The organism is Nocardia sp. NPDC059177 (assembly GCF_042755165.1).
Taxonomy (GTDB): domain Bacteria; phylum Actinomycetota; class Actinomycetes; order Mycobacteriales; family Mycobacteriaceae; genus Nocardia.
Genome location: NZ_JBHZBX010000014.1, coordinates 95,128 through 117,893 on the forward strand (window position 1 = coordinate 95,128; position 22,766 = coordinate 117,893).

Annotated in this window: 25 protein-coding genes; 11 read left to right on the forward strand and 14 right to left on the reverse strand. The window is 68.9% G+C overall.

The genetic code is table 11. From position 1 onward, the window contains the following. Positions 1 to 4: 4 nt before the first annotated feature. Together ACFXK0_RS18845 and ACFXK0_RS18850 are read right to left on the reverse strand one after the other, a co-directional pair. Complete coding sequence (locus ACFXK0_RS18845; RefSeq protein WP_379411723.1) at positions 5 to 472, reverse strand: GtrA family protein; 468 nt, start codon at positions 470 to 472, stop codon at positions 5 to 7. 77 nt (positions 473 to 549) lie between these two features. Beyond that, on the reverse strand, positions 550 to 864 hold the full coding sequence (locus tag ACFXK0_RS18850) for a hypothetical protein (protein ID WP_379411725.1): 315 nt from the start codon (positions 862 to 864) through the stop codon (positions 550 to 552). Positions 865 to 1,162: 298 nt separating this feature from the next. Here ACFXK0_RS18850 and ACFXK0_RS18855 point away from each other — a divergent pair, with 298 nt between their 5' ends. Continuing rightward, positions 1,163 to 2,527: an FAD-binding oxidoreductase gene (locus ACFXK0_RS18855; protein ID WP_379411726.1), complete on the forward strand. Its 1,365-nt coding sequence runs from the start codon at positions 1,163 to 1,165 to the stop codon at positions 2,525 to 2,527. Positions 2,528 to 2,562: 35 nt separating this feature from the next. Beyond that, the gene (locus ACFXK0_RS18860; RefSeq protein WP_379411728.1) at positions 2,563 to 2,847 is read left to right on the forward strand and encodes a GNAT family N-acetyltransferase; all 285 of its coding nucleotides are present in this window, start codon (positions 2,563 to 2,565) and stop codon (positions 2,845 to 2,847) included. 111 nt (positions 2,848 to 2,958) lie between these two features. Here ACFXK0_RS18860 and ACFXK0_RS18865 read toward each other — a convergent pair whose 3' ends face one another. From ACFXK0_RS18865 to ACFXK0_RS18885, 5 genes are all read right to left on the reverse strand, one after another. Beyond that, on the reverse strand, positions 2,959 to 3,396 hold the full coding sequence (locus tag ACFXK0_RS18865) for a YybH family protein (RefSeq protein WP_379411729.1): 438 nt from the start codon (positions 3,394 to 3,396) through the stop codon (positions 2,959 to 2,961). 92 nt (positions 3,397 to 3,488) lie between these two features. Then, positions 3,489 to 4,646 carry an acyl-CoA dehydrogenase gene (locus tag ACFXK0_RS18870; protein WP_379411731.1) on the reverse strand — a complete coding sequence of 386 codons (1,158 nt, stop codon included), beginning with the start codon at positions 4,644 to 4,646 and terminating at the stop codon, positions 3,489 to 3,491. A 165-nt stretch (positions 4,647 to 4,811) separates the two neighbouring features. After that, positions 4,812 to 5,471 carry a TetR family transcriptional regulator gene (locus ACFXK0_RS18875; RefSeq protein ID WP_379411732.1) on the reverse strand — a complete coding sequence of 220 codons (660 nt, stop codon included), beginning with the start codon at positions 5,469 to 5,471 and terminating at the stop codon, positions 4,812 to 4,814. A 67-nt stretch (positions 5,472 to 5,538) separates the two neighbouring features. Continuing rightward, positions 5,539 to 6,045, reverse strand: coding sequence for a 5-(carboxyamino)imidazole ribonucleotide mutase (gene purE / locus ACFXK0_RS18880; RefSeq protein WP_379411733.1), 507 nt, complete (start codon positions 6,043 to 6,045; stop codon positions 5,539 to 5,541). A gap of 35 nt (positions 6,046 to 6,080) precedes the next feature. Beyond that, complete coding sequence (locus ACFXK0_RS18885; protein ID WP_379411734.1) at positions 6,081 to 7,304, reverse strand: 5-(carboxyamino)imidazole ribonucleotide synthase; 1,224 nt, start codon at positions 7,302 to 7,304, stop codon at positions 6,081 to 6,083. A gap of 39 nt (positions 7,305 to 7,343) precedes the next feature. On the opposite strand from ACFXK0_RS18885, the gene ACFXK0_RS18890 reads away from it, so the two are divergent. Beyond that, positions 7,344 to 7,889 (forward strand): GtrA family protein, encoded by a 546-nt coding sequence (locus ACFXK0_RS18890; protein ID WP_379411735.1) that lies wholly within the window; start codon positions 7,344 to 7,346, stop codon positions 7,887 to 7,889. 9 nt (positions 7,890 to 7,898) lie between these two features. Here the strand turns inward: ACFXK0_RS18890 and ACFXK0_RS18895 are convergent, their stop codons facing one another. Genes ACFXK0_RS18895 through ACFXK0_RS18905 form a run of 3 tightly spaced genes read right to left on the reverse strand, consistent with a single transcriptional unit; the run spans position 7,899 to position 10,490 of the window. After that, positions 7,899 to 9,206, reverse strand: a complete 1,308-nt coding sequence (locus ACFXK0_RS18895; protein ID WP_379411737.1) for a sensor histidine kinase — start codon at positions 9,204 to 9,206, stop codon at positions 7,899 to 7,901. A 7-nt stretch (positions 9,207 to 9,213) separates the two neighbouring features. Next, positions 9,214 to 9,915 (reverse strand): response regulator transcription factor, encoded by a 702-nt coding sequence (locus tag ACFXK0_RS18900; protein WP_379411738.1) that lies wholly within the window; start codon positions 9,913 to 9,915, stop codon positions 9,214 to 9,216. A gap of 41 nt (positions 9,916 to 9,956) precedes the next feature. Continuing rightward, the gene (locus tag ACFXK0_RS18905) at positions 9,957 to 10,490 is read right to left on the reverse strand and encodes a PH domain-containing protein (RefSeq protein ID WP_379411740.1); all 534 of its coding nucleotides are present in this window, start codon (positions 10,488 to 10,490) and stop codon (positions 9,957 to 9,959) included. 150 nt (positions 10,491 to 10,640) lie between these two features. Between ACFXK0_RS18905 and ACFXK0_RS18910 the strand changes: the two genes are divergently transcribed. Next, positions 10,641 to 11,609, forward strand: coding sequence for an acyl-ACP desaturase (locus ACFXK0_RS18910; protein ID WP_379411742.1), 969 nt, complete (start codon positions 10,641 to 10,643; stop codon positions 11,607 to 11,609). Between the two features lie 49 nt (positions 11,610 to 11,658). Here ACFXK0_RS18910 and ACFXK0_RS18915 read toward each other — a convergent pair whose 3' ends face one another. Continuing rightward, positions 11,659 to 12,456: a biotin--[acetyl-CoA-carboxylase] ligase gene (locus ACFXK0_RS18915; RefSeq protein ID WP_379411744.1), complete on the reverse strand. Its 798-nt coding sequence runs from the start codon at positions 12,454 to 12,456 to the stop codon at positions 11,659 to 11,661. A 123-nt stretch (positions 12,457 to 12,579) separates the two neighbouring features. Between ACFXK0_RS18915 and ACFXK0_RS18920 the strand changes: the two genes are divergently transcribed. The 3 genes from ACFXK0_RS18920 (at position 12,580) to ACFXK0_RS18930 (ending at position 15,322) form a co-directional block, all read left to right on the forward strand. Then, on the forward strand, positions 12,580 to 14,220 hold the full coding sequence (locus tag ACFXK0_RS18920) for an acyl-CoA carboxylase subunit beta (protein ID WP_379411745.1): 1,641 nt from the start codon (positions 12,580 to 12,582) through the stop codon (positions 14,218 to 14,220). 131 nt (positions 14,221 to 14,351) lie between these two features. Next, positions 14,352 to 14,681, forward strand: a complete 330-nt coding sequence (locus tag ACFXK0_RS18925; protein WP_379411747.1) for an acyl-CoA carboxylase epsilon subunit — start codon at positions 14,352 to 14,354, stop codon at positions 14,679 to 14,681. 5 nt (positions 14,682 to 14,686) lie between these two features. Continuing rightward, on the forward strand, positions 14,687 to 15,322 hold the full coding sequence (locus ACFXK0_RS18930; protein ID WP_379411749.1) for a Maf family protein: 636 nt from the start codon (positions 14,687 to 14,689) through the stop codon (positions 15,320 to 15,322). On the opposite strand, the gene ACFXK0_RS18935 is transcribed toward ACFXK0_RS18930, so the two are convergent. After that, positions 15,248 to 16,018, reverse strand: a complete 771-nt coding sequence (locus ACFXK0_RS18935) for a helix-turn-helix transcriptional regulator (protein WP_379411750.1) — start codon at positions 16,016 to 16,018, stop codon at positions 15,248 to 15,250. The genes ACFXK0_RS18930 and ACFXK0_RS18935 overlap by 75 nt on opposite strands. 149 nt (positions 16,019 to 16,167) lie before the next feature. On the opposite strand from ACFXK0_RS18935, the gene ACFXK0_RS18940 reads away from it, so the two are divergent. The 4 genes from ACFXK0_RS18940 (at position 16,168) to ACFXK0_RS18955 (ending at position 20,669) form a co-directional block, all read left to right on the forward strand. Continuing rightward, positions 16,168 to 17,058 (forward strand): sulfurtransferase, encoded by an 891-nt coding sequence (locus tag ACFXK0_RS18940; RefSeq protein WP_379411752.1) that lies wholly within the window; start codon positions 16,168 to 16,170, stop codon positions 17,056 to 17,058. Positions 17,059 to 17,247: 189 nt separating this feature from the next. Then, positions 17,248 to 19,047, forward strand: a complete 1,800-nt coding sequence (locus tag ACFXK0_RS18945; RefSeq protein WP_379411753.1) for an acetyl/propionyl/methylcrotonyl-CoA carboxylase subunit alpha — start codon at positions 17,248 to 17,250, stop codon at positions 19,045 to 19,047. A 207-nt stretch (positions 19,048 to 19,254) separates the two neighbouring features. Next, the gene (locus ACFXK0_RS18950) at positions 19,255 to 20,199 is read left to right on the forward strand and encodes a patatin family protein (RefSeq protein WP_379411755.1); all 945 of its coding nucleotides are present in this window, start codon (positions 19,255 to 19,257) and stop codon (positions 20,197 to 20,199) included. A gap of 125 nt (positions 20,200 to 20,324) precedes the next feature. Further along, entirely contained in the window at positions 20,325 to 20,669 is a 345-nt protein-coding gene (locus tag ACFXK0_RS18955; RefSeq protein ID WP_379411756.1) for a hypothetical protein, read from the forward strand. Between the two features lie 191 nt (positions 20,670 to 20,860). Here the strand turns inward: ACFXK0_RS18955 and lat are convergent, their stop codons facing one another. Then, a complete protein-coding gene (gene lat, locus ACFXK0_RS18960) occupies positions 20,861 to 22,201 on the reverse strand; it encodes an L-lysine 6-transaminase (RefSeq protein ID WP_379411758.1) in 1,341 nt (446 codons plus the stop codon). 65 nt (positions 22,202 to 22,266) lie between these two features. Beyond that, positions 22,267 to 22,719 (reverse strand): Lrp/AsnC family transcriptional regulator, encoded by a 453-nt coding sequence (locus ACFXK0_RS18965; RefSeq protein ID WP_379411759.1) that lies wholly within the window; start codon positions 22,717 to 22,719, stop codon positions 22,267 to 22,269. Positions 22,720 to 22,766: the final 47 nt, after the last annotated feature.

Genomic DNA, 22,766 nt, shown 5'->3' on the forward strand with positions numbered 1-22,766 from the left:
GCGTTCAGCGGGCCGCTACCGGACTGCGGCGGAACACGATCCAGCGCAGCGCGCAGTACATGTACACGCCCTCACAGGCGCCGGCGACCAGCCGCGCCAGATGATACTCCAGCCCGAGCGCGGTGAGCCCCGAGCCGACGCCGAGGATGAACGCCAGGTAGTTCACCAGCACCACCACCGCGTAGATCGCGGCCTGCCTGCCCACCGGGGCGTGCGAATGGAAATTGAAGAAGCGGTTGAGCACGAAACTCAAGCCGAACGCCACCACATAGGCCACCGTGATCGACAGCCACACCGGCAGCCCGGCTACGCTGTGCAACACCGTGAGCAGCACCAGATCCACCCCGAAGGTGAAGGTGTTGATCAGCGCGAAGCCGAGGAACGTGGCGGGCAGATACCGGTCCAAGCCCCACGGCAGCAACGCGACCACGGCCTCGCACCAGCGGGTGAACCGGTCCGGTGCCGAATCCATGAACTGCTCCACCCGGCCACCCTGCCAGCGGCAGGTGACGTCGAGGTGAGCAGCCGGCAAACGCCGCGACCGCCTCGCTAGCCGCCCGCGACCGCCGTCGCCGGGGGTGCGTCGAGCGCCGACCACGCGGCCAGGCAGCGGCGACAGGTGAATTCGTCGGCCTCGGCCAGGAGTGCGTCCCGGAGCAGGTGCGGCTCGCGCGCCCAGACCGCCGAGATATCCGTCAGCGCGGCGATGCTGAACAACCCGGTCGCCTCCAGCGCGGACAGCCATTCGGCGTGGTCGCCGGCGCGGATCCGGCGCATCGCGTCGATCTCGACTCCCGCGTCGGCGAACTCCGCGGCCAACAGGGCGCCGACGAGCTCACTTCGGTCCTGCGGTCCCTGCATCATCCGGTCCTCCCTGCGAAAAGTGGTGCGGCACAACAACACCGCATGACCAATGCGCGAAAGGCGCACCGTGGAGCAGAACGCGAAACCCGAAAAACACCCGCCCGACCATTGTGACCGCTCGGACGGCGTATACACCACCCAGGCGCGCCGAATCACAACAATGCACAGAATCCCCTGGCAAGGCACACACCAACATTCCAACTACCTGGTCACATGATCACCACGCGGTGGTGGCGGCCTCTCGACGTTCGCTCGTGATCAGCTGACCGATGGCGGTCGAGGCGGTTAGCGTTGAGGGGTGGACGCGAACCTCGATGCGCTGGTCGATTCCCTCTCCCCCGGTGCGGTCGTGATCGACCCGGATGTGCTGGCGGGCTACCGGCAGGACTGGGCCCGCGATCCCGGCGCGGGAACGCCCCGGGCGGTGGTGCGCGCACGCGGGACCGCCGACGTGGCCGCCACGCTGCGCTGGGCGCACGCACACCGGGTGCCGGTGGTGCCGCGCGGGGCGGGCTCCGGGCTCTCCGGTGGGGCGACCGCGGTGGACGGCGGGATCGTGCTCAGCACCGAGCTGATGCGCGAGATCAGCGTCGACCCGGTGACGCGGACCGCCGTGGCGCAGCCGGGACTGCTCAATGCCGAGGTGAAGCGGGCCGTGGCGGCCGAGGGGCTATGGTACCCGCCGGATCCGTCCTCGTTCGAGATGTGCTCGATCGGCGGCAACGCGGCTACCAACGCCGGCGGGCTGTGCTGTGTGAAATACGGCGTCACCACCGACTACGTGCTCGGTATGGAGGTGGTGCTGGCCGACGGGACGGTGGTCCGGCTCGGCGGGCCGCGGCTGAAGGACTCGGCGGGCCTGTCATTGACGAAACTGTTCGTCGGCAGCGAGGGCACCCTCGGCGTGATCACCGAACTCACCCTGCGCCTGCTGCCCGCCCAGCCGCCGCAGTCGACGGTCGTCGCGAGTTTCGGCTCGCTCACCGCCGCCACCGACGCCATCCTGGCCATCACCTCGACGCTGCGCCCCGCCATGCTCGAATTCATGGACACCGTCGCCATCAACGCCGTCGAGGACGAGATGCGGATGGGCCTGGACCGCACCGCGGCCGCGCTGCTCGTCGCGCGCTCGGACGCGCCGGGCGAATTCGCCGGGCACGAGGCGCAGGTGATGGTGACACTGTGCGAGAAGGCCGGGGCGAGCGAGGTGTTCAGCACCGCCGATCCCGAGGAGGGCGAAGCCTTCACCGCCGCACGGCGATTCGCGATCCCGGCGGTCGAGCGCATCGGCCCGCTGCTGCTCGAGGACGTGGGCGTCCCACTGCCGCGCCTCGGTGACCTGATCACCGGCGTCACCGTCATCGCCGAACGCAACGACGTGCTGGTCTCGGTGATCGCGCACGCCGGTGACGGCAACACCCACCCGCTGATCGTGCACGACCCCACCGACCCCGACAACACCGCCCGCGCGCACCGCGCCTTCGGCGAGATCATGGACCTCGCCATCGCCCTCGGCGGCACCATCACCGGCGAACACGGCGTCGGCCGGCTCAAGAAGGACTGGCTGCCCGACCAGCTCGGTCCCGAGGTGATGGACCTGACCCGCCGCATCAAGAACGCCCTGGACCCCACCGGCATCCTCAACCCCGGCGCCGTGCTGTAGGAACAACCGGCCCCGGCCGCGGGTTAGCATCCGGTATGACCACCAGGCTCGAACACAATGTCGCCGACACCCGCTATGAGATCTACCACGACGACGTCCTCGCGGGCTACGCCGACTACGCCGAGCGCGAGGACAGCAAGGTCCGCGATTTCCACCACACCATGACCTTCCCCGAGTTCCGCGGCCGCGGCGTCGCCGCCGACGTGGTCGCCTTCGGCCTCGACGACTCCCGCGCCAACGGCTACCAGGTCGTGCCCACCTGCTGGTACGTCGAAAAGTACATCGCCGAACATCGCGAATACGCCGACCTGGTCGCCTGAGCGAGGCCCTGACACCGCTGCCCCGCGGCGGCTGTCACCGACTTGCCGCGGGCCTGCCGTGGATTCGCCGGATCGGGACCGCCCGGGTGCGGGTGGCGCCGGAGAGTTCGGCTACCCGGCACTGCCCGCGACGTTGGTGTTGTGTACCGAGCTGACCCACCAGCGGTCATCGCGGCGGGTGAAAACCCATGTCCCACGGTTGGTTACCGAGAATTTCAGGGTGCGCAACGTCTGCTCGACGGTGACGATCGCGTGCCCACCGGCGAGCAGACGCGCGGTGAGGATCGTGTAGCGCGCTTCGGCGGCGGGAGCGTCGCGCAGCGCGGCCAGGTGGTAGGCGTGCAGCGCGTCCCAGCCCAGATAGACCGAGCCCGCCGGGTTGACGAAGACCACGTCGTCGGTGAAGACACGGTCGAAGGCATCCGCGTCCTTCGCCGCGAGCGCGGCCTCGAGACCCTCGAACACCGCGGCGATCGCGACCAGGGCCTCGTCATGATCCGGCGCGTCGACCGCGACCCTCGGGCGTGTGCCAGGTACGTCGACAGTCATCGTTCCACCATACGTTTACCACCGAGCGCGCGAACGCCCCGTGACGCCGATCATCACGGGGCGTTCGGTTTTCGCACGTTTCGCGCGCGAGTTCAGCGCAGGATCTGACGGGCCATCACCAGACGCTGGATCTGGTTGGTGCCCTCGTAGATCTGGGTGATCTTGGCGTCGCGCATCATGCGCTCGACCGGGAAGTCGGTGGTGTAGCCGGCGCCGCCGAAGAGCTGGACGGCGTTGGTGGTGACCTCCATGGCCACATCGGAGGCGAAGCACTTGGCGGCGGCGGAGATGAAGCCGAGGTTCTTCTCGCCACGCTCGGCGCGCGCGGCCGAGGTGTAGACCATCAGGCGGGCGGCCTCGATCTTCATCGCCATGTCGGCCAGCATGAACTCGGTGTTCTGGAAGCTGGCGATGGCCTTGCCGAACTGCTTGCGGTCCTTGGTGTAGGCGATCGCGGCGTCGAGGGCGCCCTGGGCCAGGCCGACGGCCTGCGCGCCGATGGTCGGGCGGGTGTGGTCGAGGGTCTGCAGCGCGGTCTTGAAACCGGTGCCGGGCTCGCCGACGATGCGGTCGCCGGGGACGCGGCAGTTCTCGAAGTACAGCTCGGCGGTCGGCGAACCCTTGATGCCCAGCTTGTGCTCGAGCGGGCCGACCACGAAGCCCTCGTCGTCCTTGTGGACCATGAACGAGGAGATGCCGTTGGCGCCCTTCTCGGCGTCGGTCACGGCCATCACGGTGTACCACTCGGACTTGCCGCCGTTGGTGATCCAGCACTTGGAGCCGTTGATGATCCAGTCGTCACCGTCGGCCTTGGCGCGGGTGCGCATGGCGGCGGCGTCGGAACCGGCCTCGCGCTCGGACAGCGCGTAGGAGGCCATCTTGCCGTTGACCAGGTCGCCGAGGACCTTCTGCTTGAGCTCTTCGGAGCCGTTGAGGATCAGGCCCATGGTGCCGAGCTTGTTCACGGCCGGGATCAGCGAGGACGAGCCGCAGACGCGGGCGACTTCCTCGATGACGATACAGGTGGCGACCGAGTCGGCGCCCTGGCCGCCGTAGGCCTCGGGCACGTGCACGGCGTTGAAGCCGGCGGCGTTGAGGGCGGTCAGCGCCTCCTCGGGGAAGCGGGCGTTGCCGTCGACGTCCTTGGCGTAGGGAGCGATCTCCTTCTCGGCGAGACCACGGATGGCGCCGCGGAGCTCATCGTGGAAGTCCTCGAGCTGGAACAGGTTGAAGTCCGGGTTTCCCGCCATCGGGCACACTCCTGGTCGTGGTGGTGATCGCTGTGGTCAACAGCGCGTCTTCGTCGGCACCGAGTGCCAGTCCACTGAGGATTATACGCGCGGCACTCTGGCACTACATGGGGATATACCGGTGGCACTCAGTGCCGTCGACGAGCTGTTACGGCGCGGGCGCGCTCACAGATTACCGAGCTGGGAGGTGAGCAGGTCCGCGACCTGACGCGGCGGCATGTCGCGGGGAAACACCGCGAGCACCAGCTCGTCGGAGCCGGCGGCCGCCCGCCTGCCACGCGGAATCAGGGCCAGCTCGGTGCGCAGATCGCCCACCGCGGCGGCCGGCTCGCCCCGCACCATCCGGCGCAGCAGATAGTTGTGCGTGGCCGTCACCGCGGCGGTGAACTGCACCCGCACCAGATCCGGCACCTCCGGCAGCCGCCCCCGCAGGAACTCGGTGAACAACCGCTCGTACCGGAACACCGTCACGATCTCGCGCTCCCGCAACGCGGGCACCTGCCGCACCACCTGGTACCGCCGCGCGGCGATGTCACGCCACTGGGTGAACCGCTCGAACACCCCGATCACGGCCTCGCACACCGCATCCCACGGATCCCCCACCGCCTGCTCGAGAAACTCCGCCGCGGTCGCCAGCTGGAATTCGTGATCAGCGAAGATCACATCCTCCTTCGACCGGAACTGCCGGAAGAACGTCCGCCGCGAGATCCCCGCCGCCACCGCGATCTCGTCCACCGTCGTCGCCTCATACCCCCGCTCGGCGAACAACCGCAACGCCTGATCCACCACCGTGAGCCGAAACTGCGCCGCATCATCGTGTGCCACGGCGACAACCGTAGTCACCGCCCGATGACCTATTCGTGCCGGATCAGGCTCCGAACCGGCCTGCGGGCTACCCGAGCAGCTTGGTGCGCAGGGCTTCGTCCTTGGCGAGGACCATCTGTTCGAGGCCGGCTTGGAACTGTTCCATGCGGGTGCGCAGGGTGGGGTCGTGGGCGGCGAGGATGCGGACTGCGAGCAGGCCGGCGTTGCGGGCGCCGCCGATGGAGACGGTGGCCACGGGGACGCCGGCGGGCATCTGGACGATGGAGAGCAGGGAGTCCATGCCGTCGAGGTACTTCAGGGGGACGGGGACGCCGATGACGGGCAGCGGGGTGGCCGAGGCGACCATGCCGGGGAGGTGGGCGGCGCCGCCCGCGCCGGCGATGATCACCTGCAAGCCGCGATCCGCCGCCTCGCGGGCGTAGTCGAGCATGCGCTGGGGGGTGCGGTGCGCGGAGACGACACCGACCTCGAAGCGGATACCGAATTCGGCGAGCGCCTCGGCGGCGGCCTCCATCGTCGGCCAGTCGGAGTCGCTGCCCATGATCAGACCGACCTGGGGACCGTTGTTGCTCACTGGTTGAAGGTTCCTCTCGAAAGGGGTGGGTGGAGTCAGGCGCTGTGCGGGTCCCAGCCGTCGGTCCATTCGGCGTGCGACATCCAATGGGCCGCCCGCTCGGCCTTCTCACGCACCTCGGTCACGTCGTCGCCGAGGATGTTGACGTGGCCGATCTTGCGGTCGGGGCGCTCGCCCTTGCCGTAGAGGTGGACCTTGGCTTCGGGCAGGCGGGCGAACAGATGGTGCAGGCGCTCGTCCATCGACTTCTCGGGCGCCTGGGCGGCACCGAGGATGTTGGCCATCACCGTCACCGGCGCGAGCGGGGTGGTGTCGCCGAGCGGGTAGTCCAGGACCGCGCGCAGATGCTGTTCGAACTGGCCGGTGCGGGCGCCGTCCATGCCCCAGTGGCCGGAGTTGTGCGGGCGCATGGCCAGCTCGTTGACCAGCAGCTCGCCGTCGTGGGTCTCGAACAACTCCACCGCCATCACCCCGACCACGCCGAGCCCGGCAGCCAGCTCGAGCGCCATGGTCTCCGCGCGCGCGGCCAGGTCCTCGGACAGGTCGGGGGCGGGGGCGATCACCACGGCGCACTGGCCGTTGCGCTGCACGGTCTCCACCACCGGCCAGGTCGCGGCCTGCCCGAACGGTGAACGCGCGACCATCGCCGACAGCTCCCGCTTCAAATCGACTTTCGCCTCGGCCAGCAACTGCACGCCGTGCGCGAGCTGGTCGGTGACCAACTGCTCGGCCTCGGCGGCGTCGGCGGGCATCCACACCCCGCGCCCGTCGTAACCACCGCGCACGGCCTTGAGCACGAACGGCCAGCCGTGCTCGTCGCCGAAGGCGATCGCGTCGGCGGGCGCGGTGACCTCGACGAACGCGGGCACCGGCAGCCCGAGCGCGGACAGTTTCGTGCGCATGGCCAGCTTGTCCTGGGCGAAGATCAGCGCCTGCGGCGGCGGCGCCACATTCACCCCGTCGGCGACCAGCGCGTCCAGGTGCGCGGTCGGCACGTGTTCGTGGTCGAAGGTCAGCGCGTGCGACCCCACCGCGGCCTTGCGTAGCGCGGCGAGATCGTCGTGGCTGCCGAAGACCACATCGGGGGTGACCTGCGCGGCCGGGTCATCCGGCGAGGTCGCCAGGACGCGCAGACGCTGGCCGAGGGCGACCGCGGCCTGGTGCGTCATGCGCGCGAGCTGGCCACCACCGACCATCGTGACGGTGGGCATGGCAGACGGATCGAACGAACGTGCACTCACGTCGTGCAATGTTGTCATGTCGAAAGTGAATCTTTGCGACCGGTACACTCGGAACTCGTGTCAATCGTCGACGACGTGGTCAGCGTCCTTCCCCCGCGCCTGCGCGATATCGCGTACCGGTACCACGAGCTGATCAAGTTCGCCATCGTCGGCGCGACGACGTTCGTGATCGACAGCGGCCTGTTCTACCTCTTGAAATGGACCGTTCTCAGCGAGAAACCGGTCACCGCCAAGATCATTTCCGGCGTGGTCGCGGTGATCGCGTCCTACATTCTCAACCGGGAGTGGTCGTTCAAGAATCGCGGCGGACGCGAGAAACATCACGAGGCGTTGCTGTTCTTCGGCGTCAGCGGCGTCGGTGTGATCCTGAGCAATATCCCGCTGTGGATCTCGAGTTACATGCTGCATCTGCGCCAGCCCGATGTGAGCTTCCTGACCGAGAACATCGCCGACTTCGTCAGCGCGTTCGTCATCGGCAACTTCCTGCAGATGGCATTCCGGTTCTGGGCGATGCGCCGCTGGGTCTTCCCCGACGAGATGAGCGAGATCGCCGCCGAACTGGAAGAGCTGGTCGAAGGCGAACCCGAACACCTCGGCAGGTGAGTTCGCGGCTCAGCGCGGCTCGGTCAGCGTCGCCGTCGTCGCCCGGTTGACCTTCGAGCCGAGGAACACCGCGAACAGCGCGGGACGGCGCCGCTGCAGCTCCAGGCGCCCACCGTCGGCCTCCACCAGGGCCCGGGCCAGGGCCAGGCCGACGCCGGTCGATCCACCCGCGGAGAAGCCGCGGTCGAAGATGTGCGGCGCGAGCTCGTCGCGCACGCCCTCACCCTCGTCGGCCACCTCCACACAGATCAGCGGATCGCGTGAGCTCATCGTGGGGACCGTGCGCACCGACACCGTGCAGGTGCCGTCGCCGTGCATCAGGGCATTGTCGACCAGCACCGCGACCGCCTCACGCAACCGCGAACCGGTGATCGGGGCCCGCAGCGACTCGTCGCCGATCAGGCGCAGCTCGCGCCCCTCCTCGGTGAACGGATGCGCCCATTCCGCGACGACCCCGCGCAGCTCGGCCATCACCGGAACCGGGTCGCGGTCGGCGGCGTCCTCGTCGCGGGAGGCGCGGACCAGGTCGTCGATGGCCTCGGTGAGCCGGTCGACCTGCGCCATCGCCTCCTCGGCCTCGTGCACCACCTCGGGATCGGCGTGGGTGGACAACTCGTCCAGGCGCAGGCGCACCGCGGTCAGGCGGCTGCGCAGCTGGTGGGAGACATCGGCGACCAGCGCGTGCTCACGTTGCAGGCGCCCGGCGATCTCGACCGTGGCCGAGTCGAGCACATCCGAGACCCGGTCCAGTTCGGCGATGCCGTGGCGGCGCGGGTCGGGCCGGAAATCACCCATGGCCAGGCGGGCCGCGCGGGCGGCGACATCGCGCAGCGGGTCGGCGACCCGGCGCGCGGTCACCACCGCGACCGAGAAGGCGGCGCCGAGCGAGGCGAGCACCGCCAGCGCGACCGCGGCGACCGCCTGCTCCTGGCGTGCGTGCATGGGCCCGGCGGGCACCTCGAGCCGCAGCGAACCCGAGGTGCCCATGGACAGCGATTCGACCAGCGGATCGTCGACATGCTCGACACCGATATCGGTGCGCGCGGCATTGTCGTGCGGGGCCGGATAGACGATCGTGAGCTTGCCGCCCTCGGGGACCAGCGCGCGCATCGGGCGCACGTCCAGCCCGCCCTGGACGGTGCCCGCGCCGCCCTCCTGGGAGATCACCTCGGCGGCGACGCGTTCCAGGCGGCTCTGCAGATCGTTGCGGGTGATGTCCTCGACCCACAGCCAGGCGGTGTAGATCAGCGGGACGCCGAGCACCACCGTGGTGATGGTGAGCACGGTCAGGATCGAGCGCAGGATGCGGCGGCGCACCGACCCGTCAGCCTCGGCTCGCGCCGGCGGGCGCGTCGGTGTTGAGCCGGAACCCGACACCGCGCACGGTGACGATGCGGCGTTCGGCCATCGGCCCCTCGTCGCCGATCTTGCGGCGCAACCAGGACATGTGCATGTCCAGGGTCTTGGAGCCGCGCAGGTCGGCATCACCCCAGACCTCACGCAGGATGGTCTCGCGCGGCACCACCTGACCGGCCCGGTCGATGAGCACCTTGAGCAGCTCGTACTCCTTGTTGGCCAGGTTCACCTCGGCCCCGTTGACCAGCACGCGGCGCGCGGCGGGCTCGAGCCGGATCCCGCCGACCTCCACCGCGTCGTCGCCGATTCCGCTGCGCCGCAACAGGGCTCGTACCCGGGCCAGCAGCTCGGCCAGCCGGAACGGCTTGCCGACATAGTCGTCGGCGCCCGCGTCGAGGCCGACCACGAAGTCGACCTCGTCGGTGCGGGCGGTGAGCATCAGCACGGCCAGATCGGCGCCACTGGCCCGCACCTGCCTGCACACCTCGAGCCCGTCCATGCCGGGCAGGCCGAGGTCGAGGATGAGCAGGTCGTGGTCACCTTCGAGGGCACGGCGCAGCACGGCGGGACCGAACCGTTCGACGGTGACGGTGTAGCCCTCCCGCCCCAGCGCCCGGGACAGGGGTGCGGCGATCGCCTCGTCGTCTTCGGCCAGCAGTACTGCGGTCATGTGCCCAGATTAGGTGGTCGGGACCGGTGCGGGCGGACAGCTCACCGATACCCGCTGCCCCAATGCTGGTCGTTGTGGCCGCGGTCGGCCTCGAAGACCTGGTGGTAGAGCAGCGAGTGCACCTGCTGCACCTGGGGGATGTCGTCGTATTCGAGCGGCTCCTCCGAGGAGGACCCGATGATCAGTGTGCCGGTGCCCAGTACCCGGTCGAAGACGCCGTGGCGGAACTGCACGCTGGAGATACGGCTGAGCGGGATATCGATGCCGGTGTGGGTGAGCACGCCCTGGCGCACCAGCACGCGCCTGCCGGTGACAATGAAATGCGTCGACTTCCACGCGATCACCCGCGCCACCACCCGCCAGCCGAGGACCGCCAGCCAGGCCAGCCCGATCAGCAGCAGCAGCACCATGCGCACGCTGCCTTCGGTATTGCGCCAGGCGAGCCCGCCGAGGAAGCCGGCGAGCGCGGTCGCGACGATGAGTGTGACAATCGGCCAGACCAGCATCTTCCAGTGCGGGTGGCGGTGCAGGATCAGCTGCTCGTCGGGCGCGAGGACATCCTCCGGGTAACCCATGAACGCACAGTACCGCGCTGTGACCGCGCACAGCACCGCGCCGCGACGACGCATTTCTCGTGGCGACAGCTGAACAGATACTGTGGTTTCCACGCTAGATGCCAGGTTTTCCCCCATTCTGCTTGCTCGACACCAACAGTGGAGGCACGCGTGACCAAAGATCTGACGCAGCTCGAAATCCTCACCGCCCTCGAACCAGTGGCCGAACAGAACCTCAACCGCCATCTGTCCATCGCCAAGGACTGGAATCCGCACGATTACGTGCCGTGGGACGAGGGCCGCAATTTCGCCGCGATGGGCGGAACCGATTGGGAGCCAGGGCAATCCAAGCTCACTGACGTCGCCAAGGCGGCGATGATCACCAATCTGCTCACCGAGGACAACCTCCCGTCCTACCACCGTGAGATCGCCGAGAACTTCTCCCAGGACGGCGCGTGGGGCACCTGGGTCGGTCGCTGGACCGCCGAGGAGAACCGGCACGGCATCGTGATTCGCGACTATCTGGTCGTCACCCGCGGGGTCGATCCGGTGGCGCTGGAGGAAGCCAGGATGATCCACATGACCCAGGGCGCGCACGCGCCGGCGAACTGGGGCGGATTCCTGGTCAATGTCGCGTATGTGACGTTCCAGGAGCTGGCCACCCGGGTGAGCCATCGCAATACCGGTCGCGTCTGCGACGACCCGGTGGCCGACCGCATGCTCGCGCGCGTGGCCACCGACGAGAACCTGCACATGATCTTCTACCGCAACCTGTGCGCCGCCGCGCTCGACCTGGTTCCCGACCAGGCCATGCCCGCGATCACCAAGGTGCTCACCCACTTCCAGATGCCCGGCGCCGGCATGCCGAACTGGCGGCGCAACGGCGTGCTGATGGCCAAGCACGGCATCTACGATCTGCGCCAGCACCTCGACGAGGTGGTGCAGCCGGTGCTCAAGCAGTGGAACATCTTCGGCCGCACCGACTTCGGGCCCCGTGGCGAAGCCGCACGTGACGATCTGGCACAGGTCATCGCCAAGCTGGAGAAGGACGTGCTCAAGTTCGAGGAACAGCGCGACCGGCTGCTGGCCCGCGAACGCGTGGTCGCCGAGCGCGCTGCCGCGGGCGTCGCCGCCCGCTGACCCCGCCACCGGCGAACGGGCCCGGCGACCGCCGGGCCCGTTCTACGTCTCAGTACTGACCGCGCAGATGGCTGACATCGCCAGCCGAGACCGCCTCGTCGCCGATGAGCAGCCTGCCGGTGTCGTCGATGCCGGTGGCGCGGCCGCTGACGACCCGGCCGCCGGGCAGTTCCGCGCGCACCTCCAGGCCGATGGTGGCGCAGCGTGCGCGATAGGCGCCGGCCAGGTCCGCGGTGTCCCAGCCCGCACGCTCCCAGGCGGTGACGCGGCGGGCGAACTCGGTGAGGATCGCCGCCACCAGTGCGGTGCGGTCGGCGTCGGGCGCACCGGCCAGCGTCAGCGAGGTCGCGTGCGGCACCGGCAGTTCGGCCTCGGCCAGATCCACATTGAGCCCGATGCCGACCACCACCGCGGGCGCGGCACCGGTCGCGGCCACCTCGGCCAGGATGCCGGCCAGCTTGCGGCCGCCGAGCAGAACATCGTTGGGCCACTTCAGGTCCGCCGCGACACCGGGCGACTCGCGCAGCGCGTCGACGACCGCGACACCGGTCAGCAGCGGCAACCAGCCCAGCGTGGTGGGCGCGATCCCGGGCAGGCGAACCAGGATCGACAGCGAGATCTGCGCGCGCGGCGGGCTCACCCAGTTGCGGGCGTGCCTGCCGCGCCCGTGCACCTGCTCCTCGGCCAGCAGCGCCCGCGCGCCGGTACTCACCTCGCCGGCCAGCGCGACCAGATCGGCATTGGTCGATCCGGTCGACTCCACCACGTCGATCCGGTCGTAGAACGACGGTGCCGCCGCGGCGAGCGAGCTGCGCAGACGCGGGGTGTCGATCGGTGCCCTGTTCATTCCCGGCACGCTACCCGGCGGCCATCGTGAACGATCACGACCACAACCACCTGCGGTTTCTCTACTGACCGGTAGCCAAGACTGCCGTAGTGCGGGCGCGTGGCACTGGTTACACTCCGACCCATGACGAGTGTCCAGCAGCAGCCCGCCTCGGAATCGGCGGGCGCCCCCGATATCCACACCACCGCCGGGAAGCTGGCTGATCTGCGGAATCGGCTGGAAGAAGCGCAACACCCGATGGGTGAGGCCGCGGTCGACAAGGTGCACGCCAAGGGCAAGATGACCGCCCGCGAGCGCATCCTGGCCCTGCTCGACGAAGGCTCCTTCGTCGAGCTCGACGCCCTCGCCAAGCATCGCAGCGTGAATTTCGGCCTGGAGAACAACCGCCCGCTCGGTGACGGCGTGGTGACCGGTTACGGCACCATCGACGGCCGCGACGTGTGCATCTTCTCCCAGGACGTCACCGTGTTCGGTGGCTCCCTCGGCGAGGTCTACGGCGAGAAGATCGTCAAGGTCATGGACCTGGCGCTCAAGACCGGTCGTCCGCTGGTCGGCATCAACGAGGGCGCGGGCGCGCGCATCCAGGAGGGCGTCGTCTCCCTCGGCCTCTACGGCGAGATCTTCCACCGCAACGTGCAGGCCTCCGGCGTGATCCCGCAGATCTCGCTGATCATGGGCCCCGCCGCCGGTGGCCACGTGTACTCCCCCGCGCTCACCGACTTCGTGGTGATGGTCGACCAGACCTCGCAGATGTTCGTCACCGGTCCTGACGTGATCAAGACCGTCACCGGTGAAGAGGTCACCATGGAGGACCTGGGTGGCGCGCACACCCACATGACCAAGTCCGGCGTGGCCCACTACGTGGCCTCCGGCGAGCAGGACGCCCTCGACTACGTCAAGGACCTGCTGGGCTACCTGCCGAGCAACAACCGCGCCGAGGCCCCCCGGCACGCGCCGAGCGACCCGATCACCGGCGCGCTCGAGGACTCCCTCACCGACGAGGACCTCGAACTCGACACGATCATCCCGGACTCGCCGAACCAGCCCTACGACATGCACGAGGTCATCACCCGGCTGCTCGACGACGACGAGTTCCTCGAGGTCCAGGCCGAGCGCGCGATGAACATCATCTGCGGCTTCGGCCGGGTCGACGGCCGCAGCGTCGGCATCGTCGCCAACCAGCCGACCCAGTTCGCCGGCTGCCTCGACATCGACGCCTCGGAGAAGGCCGCGCGCTTCGTGCGCACCTGCGACGCGTTCAACGTCCCGATCATCACCCTGGTCGACGTGCCCGGCTTCCTGCCCGGCACCGGCCAGGAATACAACGGCATCATCCGCCGCGGCGCGAAGCTCCTCTACGCCTACGGCGAGGCCACTGTGGGCAAGATCACGGTCATCACTCGCAAGGCCTACGGCGGCGCCTACGACGTCATGGGTTCCAAGCACATGGGTGCCGATGTGAACCTGGCGTGGCCGACCGCGCAGATCGCCGTGATGGGTGCCTCGGGCGCCGTCGGCTTCGTCTACCGCAAGCAGCTGTCCGAGGCCGCCAAGAACGGCGCCGATGTGGACGCTCTGCGCCTCGAGCTGCAGAACGAGTACGAGGACACCCTCGTGAACCCGTACGTCGCCGCCGAGCGCGGGTACGTCGACGCGGTCATCCCGCCCTCGCACACCCGGGGCCAGATCGTGTCGGCGCTGCGACTGCTCGAGCGCAAGATGGTGAGCCTGCCGCCGAAGAAACACGGCAACATTCCGCTCTGAAAACGCGATATCCCGGATAGGCCGCGCACACTGGTTGCCAGGACGCAACTATTGATCGGCGCGCGCCTACCGGGAATGATCGCGGTTACCGCGCTGTGACGTCGAAGTAAGTGCAGGAAGGATCTGGCACTGTGACAACTGTGGCAGAAGAAGACGTGTTGACCGCCGCCGAGCTCGAGCTCGCCGTCGAACCACTCGTCGAAGAGGTCGAACTGTCTGTGAGCGCGGTTGCCGAGGTACCCGCGGAGGCCATCGGCGCGCCGATGTTCCGCGTCCTCAAGGGCTCCCCCACCGATCAGGACATCGCCGCGCTCGTCGCGGTACTCAGCGCTGCCGCCGCCTCGGCGCCGGCGGGCGGTCCCCAGGGACCGCTCGACAGCTGGGGCAACGCGACGCTGATGCACCGGGGCACGTCCCCGTTCTCGCCGTACGCGTACCCGCTGCTGTCGCACCTGCGCTGACCCGGGTGACCAGACTGGTTCTGGCGTCGGCGTCCCCGGCCCGGCTCGGGGTCCTGCGCACGGCGGGTATCGATCCCGTCGTGCGGGTCTCCGGCGTGGACGAGGACGCCGTCGCGGCGGCGCTGCCCGCCGACACCTCGGCGGCCGATGTCGTCGTCGCCTTGGCGCGGGCCAAGGCGCTCGACGTCGCCGCGACGATTCCCGAACTCGCCGACGACTGTGTCGTGGTCGGCTGTGATTCCATGCTGCACGTCGACGGGCAGCTCCAGGGCAAACCGCACACCCCCGAGGTGGCGCGGGCCCGCTGGGCCGCGATGGCTGGCCGTAGCGCCGACCTGCTGACCGGTCACTGTGTGCTGCGGATGCGCGCGGGCGAGGTCGTCGCCGAGTCGGCCGAGTGCAGCGGCACCACCGTGCATTTCGCGAAGCCGGGCCCCGACGAGCTCGACGCCTATATCGCCACCGGTGAACCGTTGCAGGTCGCGGGGGCGTTCACCCTCGACGGGCTGGGCGGCTGGTTCGTCGACCGGATCGACGGCGACCCGTCCAGCGTCATCGGGATCGGGCTACCGCTGTTGCGCAGACTGCTCGAAGACGTCGGTGTCGGTGTCACGCAGCTGTGGCGGGACGCGCGGGCCTGACGGCGCGATCATCCGCTCCTCGCCCGGCGCCGTGATCGGCGCGGGCGCGGAGGTCTCCTCGTCGTAGGTCAGTTCCAGCCGAGCGGTGCACAGTTCCGGTTCGACGAACGGGTGCAGCTGGACCCCGACCCGGCCCCGCGCGCCGTTGCGTTCGAGTACTTCCCGCATGAGTCCCAGGTGCACACCGCACACCACCTCGGCGTGCGAGCGGGCCAGTTCGCGCAGCGGGCAGGCGGTGAGATTGATCCCCACGTGCTCGGTGGTCTCCCCGACCGGGTCTTTCTCCGGCGCGAAGCCCAGTTCCGACATCAGCGACATGGTGATGTCGCGCGCGTCGGCCAGGGTCTCCACCGGCTGGCCGCCGACATCCATCCGGGCACCCCAGGCCCGGCCTGCCTCGACGGCGGCGGCGGAGCGGCTGATCGGATCGGGTCCGAGATGATCGGCGAGTACCTGCGCGAGTTCCTGGTATCCCACCGATCGCTGCACCGCGCGGTAGCCGATGCGCGGGCGGCCGCGGCCGCGGGGCGGCTGCTGGAACTGGCGCACCAGCGATTCGCGGGTGAGGACATCGAGATGGAAGCGGACAGTGGTGACGTGCTGTCCGGTGATCCTGGCCAGTTCCTGGGCATCGAGGGGTTCGGTGGCGCCACGTAGGATCGCGAGCAGTCGCCGCCGCGGCCAAGAATCGGACATAGCTCACCCCTCCTCTCCAGAGACTTTATCGGACGCAACTGCGCTTTATTCGTCCATTGTGTCGATTCGTGATGTGCCATCACACAATTACCATCGGCCGCGGCCCAGCGTCGGCCCGCACCCATCCAACTCGCGTGAAGGACCACACTGTGCCAGTCGCCCCGGATCCGCACCCCGCCTTCGGTTCCTATGCAGCCCCGCATCGATTGGTAACCACAGAATGGCTGTCCGCAAACATCGGCGTGCCGGGTTTGAAGATCATCGAGTCCAACGATGACATCCTGCTCTATGACATCGGGCACGTTCCCGGCGCGGTCAAGATCGACTGGCGTGGCGATCTCAGCGACCCCGTGACCCGCGATTACATCGACGGCCCCCGGTTCACCGCGCTCATGCGGGCCAAGGGTATCGACCGCGACGACACCGTGGTGATCTACGGCGACCGCGGCAACGCCCAGGCCGCGCACACCGCCTGGATCTTCACCCTCTTCGGCCACCAGGACGTGCGCCTGCTCGACGGCGGCCGCGACGCCTGGATCTCCGAGGAACGCGACACCACCTTCGACCTGCCCTCTCCGGTCGCCGGCGAGTATCCCGAGGTGACCCGCGACGACAGCACCGCGCGCGCGTTCCGCGAGGAGGTGCTCGCCCGGCTCGGCGCGCCACTGGTCGATGTGCGGTCGGCGCAGGAGTACTCCGGGGAGCTGGAGAGCAAGCCGCTCGACCAGGAGTACGCGGCGCTGCGTGGCGGGCACGTGCCCACCGCGGTCAACATCCCCTGGACACTGGCCTCCGGCGCGGACAGCCGATTCCGCTCGCGCGCCGAGCTCGACGAGGTCTACGGGGAGCTGGCGGCGCAGGATCTGGTCGTCTACAGCCGCGTCGGCGAGCGATCCAGCCACACCTGGTTCGTGCTGACTTTCCTGCTCGGCCGCAGGTCGGTCCGCAATTATGACGGTTCGTGGATCGAATGGGGGAACTCGGTTCGCCTGCCCGTCACCCAGGGCACCGAACCGGGCACCGCGAACCAGTTCATTTGAAACATGTTCACATCACAGGGGCCCGCGTAGTGTGACCTGCGACCTACTCGACAGTAGGGCTAGCCGAGTTCGAGCTGGGTTGGCACACTGCCTACACTCGCCCGAGACGAAAGTTGTCGATACCGGGCACGGGGCCTATACGGCGACCCGTCCCCCGACGCGACCAAAGAATGCACACAGGAGGCTTCAGTGCCCAGCCATGCCAGCGCACGGATCACGAAGGTACTCGTAGCTAACCGCGGCGAGATCGCGGTCCGCGTGATCCGGGCGGCCAAAGACGCGGGAATCACCAGCGTCGCGGTCTACGCCGAGCCCGATGCCGACGCTCCCTTCGTGAAGCTCGCCGACGAGGCGTTCGCCCTCGGCGGTCAGACCTCGGCCGAGTCGTACCTCGTGTTCGACAAGATCCTCGACGCCGCGGCCAAGTCCGGCGCCGACGCGATCCACCCGGGCTACGGCTTCCTCTCCGAGAACGCCGACTTCGCCCAGGCCGTCCTCGACGCCGGACTCATCTGGATCGGCCCCTCGCCGCAGTCCATCCGCGACCTGGGCGACAAGGTCACCGCGCGCCACATCGCCGAGCGGGCCAACGCCCCGATGGCCGCCGGTACCAAGGACCCGGTCAAGAACGCCGACGAGGTCGTCGCGTTCGCCAAGGAGTACGGCGTCCCCGTCGCCATCAAGGCGGCGTTCGGTGGCGGTGGCCGCGGCATGAAGGTCGCGCACACCATCGAGGAGATCCCCGAGCTGTTCGAGTCGGCGACCCGTGAGGCCGTCGCCGCCTTCGGCCGCGGCGAATGCTTCGTCGAGCAGTACCTCGACAAGGCCCGCCACGTCGAGGCCCAGGTCATCGCCGACCAGCACGGCAATGTGGTCGTCGCCGGTACTCGCGACTGCTCGCTGCAGCGCCGCTTCCAGAAGCTCGTCGAGGAGGCGCCCGCGCCGTTCCTGTCCGACGAGGTCCGCGCCGAGATCCACGCCTCGGCCAAGCGCATCTGCCGCGAGGCCGGCTACTACGGCGCGGGCACCGTGGAGTACCTGGTGCAGGGCGAGACCGTGTCCTTCCTCGAGGTGAACACCCGCCTGCAGGTCGAGCACCCGGTCACCGAGGAGACCGCGGGCATCGACCTGGTGCGTCAGCAGTTCGCCATCGCCAACGGCGAGGAACTGTCGATCACCGAAGACCCCACCCCGCGTGGCCACTCCTTCGAGTTCCGGATCAACGGTGAGGACGCCGGTCGCGGCTTCCTGCCCGCCCCCGGCCCGGTCAACGTCTACGCCGAGCCCACCGGCCCCGGCGTGCGCGTCGACTCCGGTGTGGTGCAGGGCAGCGTCATCGGCGGTCAGTTCGACTCGATGCTGGCCAAGCTGATCGTCACCGGCGAGAACCGCATGCAGGCGCTGCAGCGGGCCCGCCGCGCGCTGGCGGAGTTCCACGTCGACGGCCTGGCGACGGTCATCCCGTTCCACCGCGCGATCGTCGAGGACCCGGCCTTCGTCGGCAACGGTGAGACCTTCGACGTCTACACCAAGTGGATCGAAACCGAGTGGAAGAACACCGTCGAGCCGTACACCGCCGGCGCTCCGGTCGACGACGAGGACGAGGATCTGCCCCGGCAGAAGGTCGTCGTCGAGGTCGGTGGCCGTCGCGTCGAGGTGTCGCTGCCCGGCCAGTTCACCCTCGGTGGCGGTGCCGCCGGGTCGGCCGGTAACGGTGTCATCCGCAAGAAGCCGAAGGCGCGCAAGCGTGGCGGCTCGGGCGCAGGCGCGGCCTCCGGTGACGCGGTCACCGCGCCCATGCAGGGCACCGTCGTGAAGGTCGCGGTCGAAGAGGGCCAGTCCGTCGAGGCGGGCGACCTGATAGTGGTGCTCGAGGCCATGAAGATGGAGAACCCGGTCAACGCGCACAAGGCCGGTGTGGTCACCGGGCTGTCCGTCGAGGCGGGCGCCGCGATCACCCAGGGCACCGTCCTGGCGGAGATCAAGTAAGGCTGATCCGCCTCCCCGGGATTTTGCCGGTCGTCAGGTGTCTCCCGGGTATGTCCTCGGGCCGTCTGACCCGGCGTTGTCGCGGGCTGGACGTACCCGGCGAGTTACACATGTACTGACCAGATCAGTTGGTGCGTTGGTGAACGGGCATTGAAGACCCGCTGTCTGAGGCAGCGGGTCTTCTGCGTTTCGGCTTATCGTGGTCTGGTGTCCAGTAGTGCGCAGTCCGTTCCGGTAACCGTCAGCGAGGTCATCCGTGGCCGGTGGGCCTCCGGGCAGCGGTCCGACGGGCATCGGCTGGTGCTGGTGATCGAGGGTGGCGGCAGTCGCGGGGTGTACTCCAGCGGCATGGTGCAGGCCCTCGACGAATTGGGGCTCGGTGGCATCTTCGACGCCGTCTACGGCACCTCGGCGGGCGCGATCAACGGCGCCTGGCTGCTGTGCGGGCGCGCGGCGACCGGCATGCGGTCCTGGACGGACCCGGCGATCATGCGGCGCGCGATCGACCCGCGGCGGGCGCTGCGCGGGCGCCCGATCTTCGATCTGCACTACCTGATCCATCAGGTGTACGACGGGATCGAGCCGATGGACTTCCCGGCCATCCTGGCCAACCCGACCTCGCTGCATCCGATCGCCACCGACATCAAGACCGGGCAGTCGGTGGACCTGCGCCCCCACATCGTCGACAAAACCACGCTCATGACCGCGCTACGGGCCTCTGCGGGCCTGCCCCTGCTGGCCGGACCACCGGTCGCGCTCGGCGGCGGCAGCTTCTTCGACGGCGGCCTCACCGAGACCGTCCCGATCCGCTCCGCCGTGCGCGCCGGCGCCACCCACGCCCTGGTACTGCGCACCCGCCGCACCGACGAGCTGCGTCCGCCCGCGCCCCTGCTGCACCGGGTGGTCGGCGGCGGGTACATGCGCGCCATCGCCCCCGGCGCCTACCGCGCGTGGTCACGGCGGCCGGGTCAGCAGGCGATCGAGGACCGTTTCCTGGCCGACCTGGGCGACCGCGTCCTGCAGATCCACCCACCCGCCGCCGCGCCGCCGGTCGACAGCGCCGCCCGCGACACCGACCTGCTCGCCCGCGCCCTCGACCTCGGCCGCACCGCCGTCCACGCACTCCTCGGCAGCACCGTCCAACCGGCCTGACCCCAGCTGGTCAGTTGATCACCAGGCCACCAGGGAGACATCGCCCGAGAAGGAAAATCCCTCAGGGCCTGGTGATCAACTGACCAGGTCGATCGGCGGTTGGCCTGCCCTCTAGGCTGCTCGGTGTGGAACCGATCGAGATCAACGCGGGCGCCTGGTATCTGCGGGCGCTGCGGGCCGACGAGCGCATCGACGACCGGCCTGCGCTGGCCGACGGCGGCATCACCGATCCGGACTATGTCGCCACCCGGACGGCGCAGTGGGCCGACGAATCCCACTTCTCCTGGGCCGTGTGCGTGCCGACTACCGCGGAGCTGGTCGCCGAGATCGGCGTGACCCCCGGGCCGGGCGACACCGCGACCGTCACCGGGTGGGCCAGGCCCGGCGAGGACGAGGCGCTGGCCGCCGGGCTCGCCTCGGTCCACCGCTTCGTCGCCGGCGCCCTCGGGCTCACGGCCGTCTCCGCCTGACCGAGCCCTCGGACTCACCACCGTCTCCGCCCGACTGAGCCCTCGGACTCACCGCCACCTCCGCCTGACCGAGCCCCCGGACTCACCACCGTCTCCGCCCGACTGAGCCCTCGGACTCACCGCCGCCTCCGCCTGATCGAGCCCGCTCGCTCGTGGTGGCGTATCGGGTCGGCGCGTCGTGCTGCCCGGGACTAGATCCTTTCCCTGGTCAGCACCGCGTCCAGCGCGTCCACCGCGCGCGCTAGTTCCTCCTCGGTGACCGTCAGCGGCGGACGGAATCGGATACCGCGTTCGCCGCCGCCGAGCAGCAGCACATGCTGACGTTCCCGCAGGGCCGTCACCACCCGGTCGCGCAGATCCGTGGTGGCCAGCGTGATCGCGCACATCAGGCCGCGGCCACGTACCTCGCTCACCTTGTCCGGATGCGCGGCGGCCAGCTGGCCCAGCTGATCGAGCAGGAACGCGCCGAGCGGCCCGACCCGCTGGATCACCCGATACTGTTCCAGCACTTCGAGAATGCGGCGGGTGCGCACCATATCGGTGAGGTTGCCGCCCCAGGTGGAGTTGAGCCGTGAGCTCACCCGGAAGACATTGTCGGTGATCTCGTCGACCCGTCCGCCCGCCATGATGCCGCAGACCTGGGTCTTCTTGCCGAAGGCGACCACGTCGGGCTCCACCCCGAGTTGCTGGTAGGCCCAGGTCGTTCCGGTCATCCCGACACCGGTCTGCACCTCGTCGAGCACGAACAGCGCGTCGTTGGCGTGGCACAGCCGCTGCATGGCGCCCAGGAACTGCGGGCGCAGATGCCGGTCGCCGCCCTCGCCCTGGATCGGCTCGGCGATGAAGCAGGCGATGTCGTGGCGATGCTCGGCGAAGGCCTGTTCGGCCTGCGAGAGCGAGCGCGCTTCCAATGCGGCGATATCGGGTCCGGCGAAGGTGTGCGGGGTGTCGATGCGCGGCCAGTCGAACTTCGGGAAGCGCGCGGTCTTGATCGGGTCGGTGTTGGTCAGCGACAGCGTGTACCCGCTGCGGCCGTGGAAAGCGCCGGTCAGGTGCAGCACCTTGGTGCCGAGTTCCGGTGCGCGACCGTGTAGTTCGTTGTGCCGGGATTTCCAGTCGAAGGCCACCTTCAGCGCGTTCTCCACCGCCAGCGCACCGCCGTCGATGAAGAACAGGTGCGGGAGCCGGGGATCACCGATGACGCGGGCGAAGGTCTGGACGAAGCGGGCCATCTCGACGGTGTAGATGTCGGAGTTGCTCGGCTTGTTCAGCGCGGCGGTGGCCAGCTCGGCCCGGAAGCGCTCGTCGGCGGCCAGCACGGGATGGTTCATCCCCAGCGCGTTGGAGGCGAAGAAGCCGAACATGTCGAGGTAGGCGGTGCCGTCACGTTCGTCGATGAGCGTGCGGCCGTGCGACTTGTGCAGGTCGAGCACAAGATCGAAGCCGTCCGCGAGGATGTGCGAGGACAGGATTTCGTTGACCCGGTTGGCGGGGGTGACCGCCGCGCCGGGGCGCTCCAGTTCGATGGTCACACCACCGAGGGTACGGAAATATTTACGAAAGCTCTACGCAATGGCGGAACAATTACGAAGAATCGTTACCTGTCGTAGAATGTCTGCAGGATGATGGTGCTGCGCGTCCGCACATTGGCGGTGGCCCTGATCTCGGCGAGCAACTGCTCGAGATGTCGCGGCGAGGCGACGCGCACCAGCAGGACGTAACTCTCCTCGCCCGCCACCGAGTGGCATGCCTCGATACCGGGGATGTGCTGCAACAATGCGGGCGCGTCATCGGGCTGGGAGGGGTCGAGAGGAGTGATCGCGACGAACGCCGACAACAGGTGCCCGAGCGCCTCCGGGTCGACATGGGCCGCGTACCCGCGGATCACCCCGCGCGCTTCGAGTCTGCGCACCCGCGACTGCACCGCCGACACCGAGAGGCTGGCCTTCTCCGCCAGATTCGACAACGTGGCGCGACCATCGGTCATCAGTTCCCTGATCAATAGTCGATCGATGTCGTCGAGCTGGGGTCTAGCCGGTGTATCCGCCATCAGCGAAGGCTAACGCAGGACGGGGCTTGCGCGCGGAAAACTTCTTT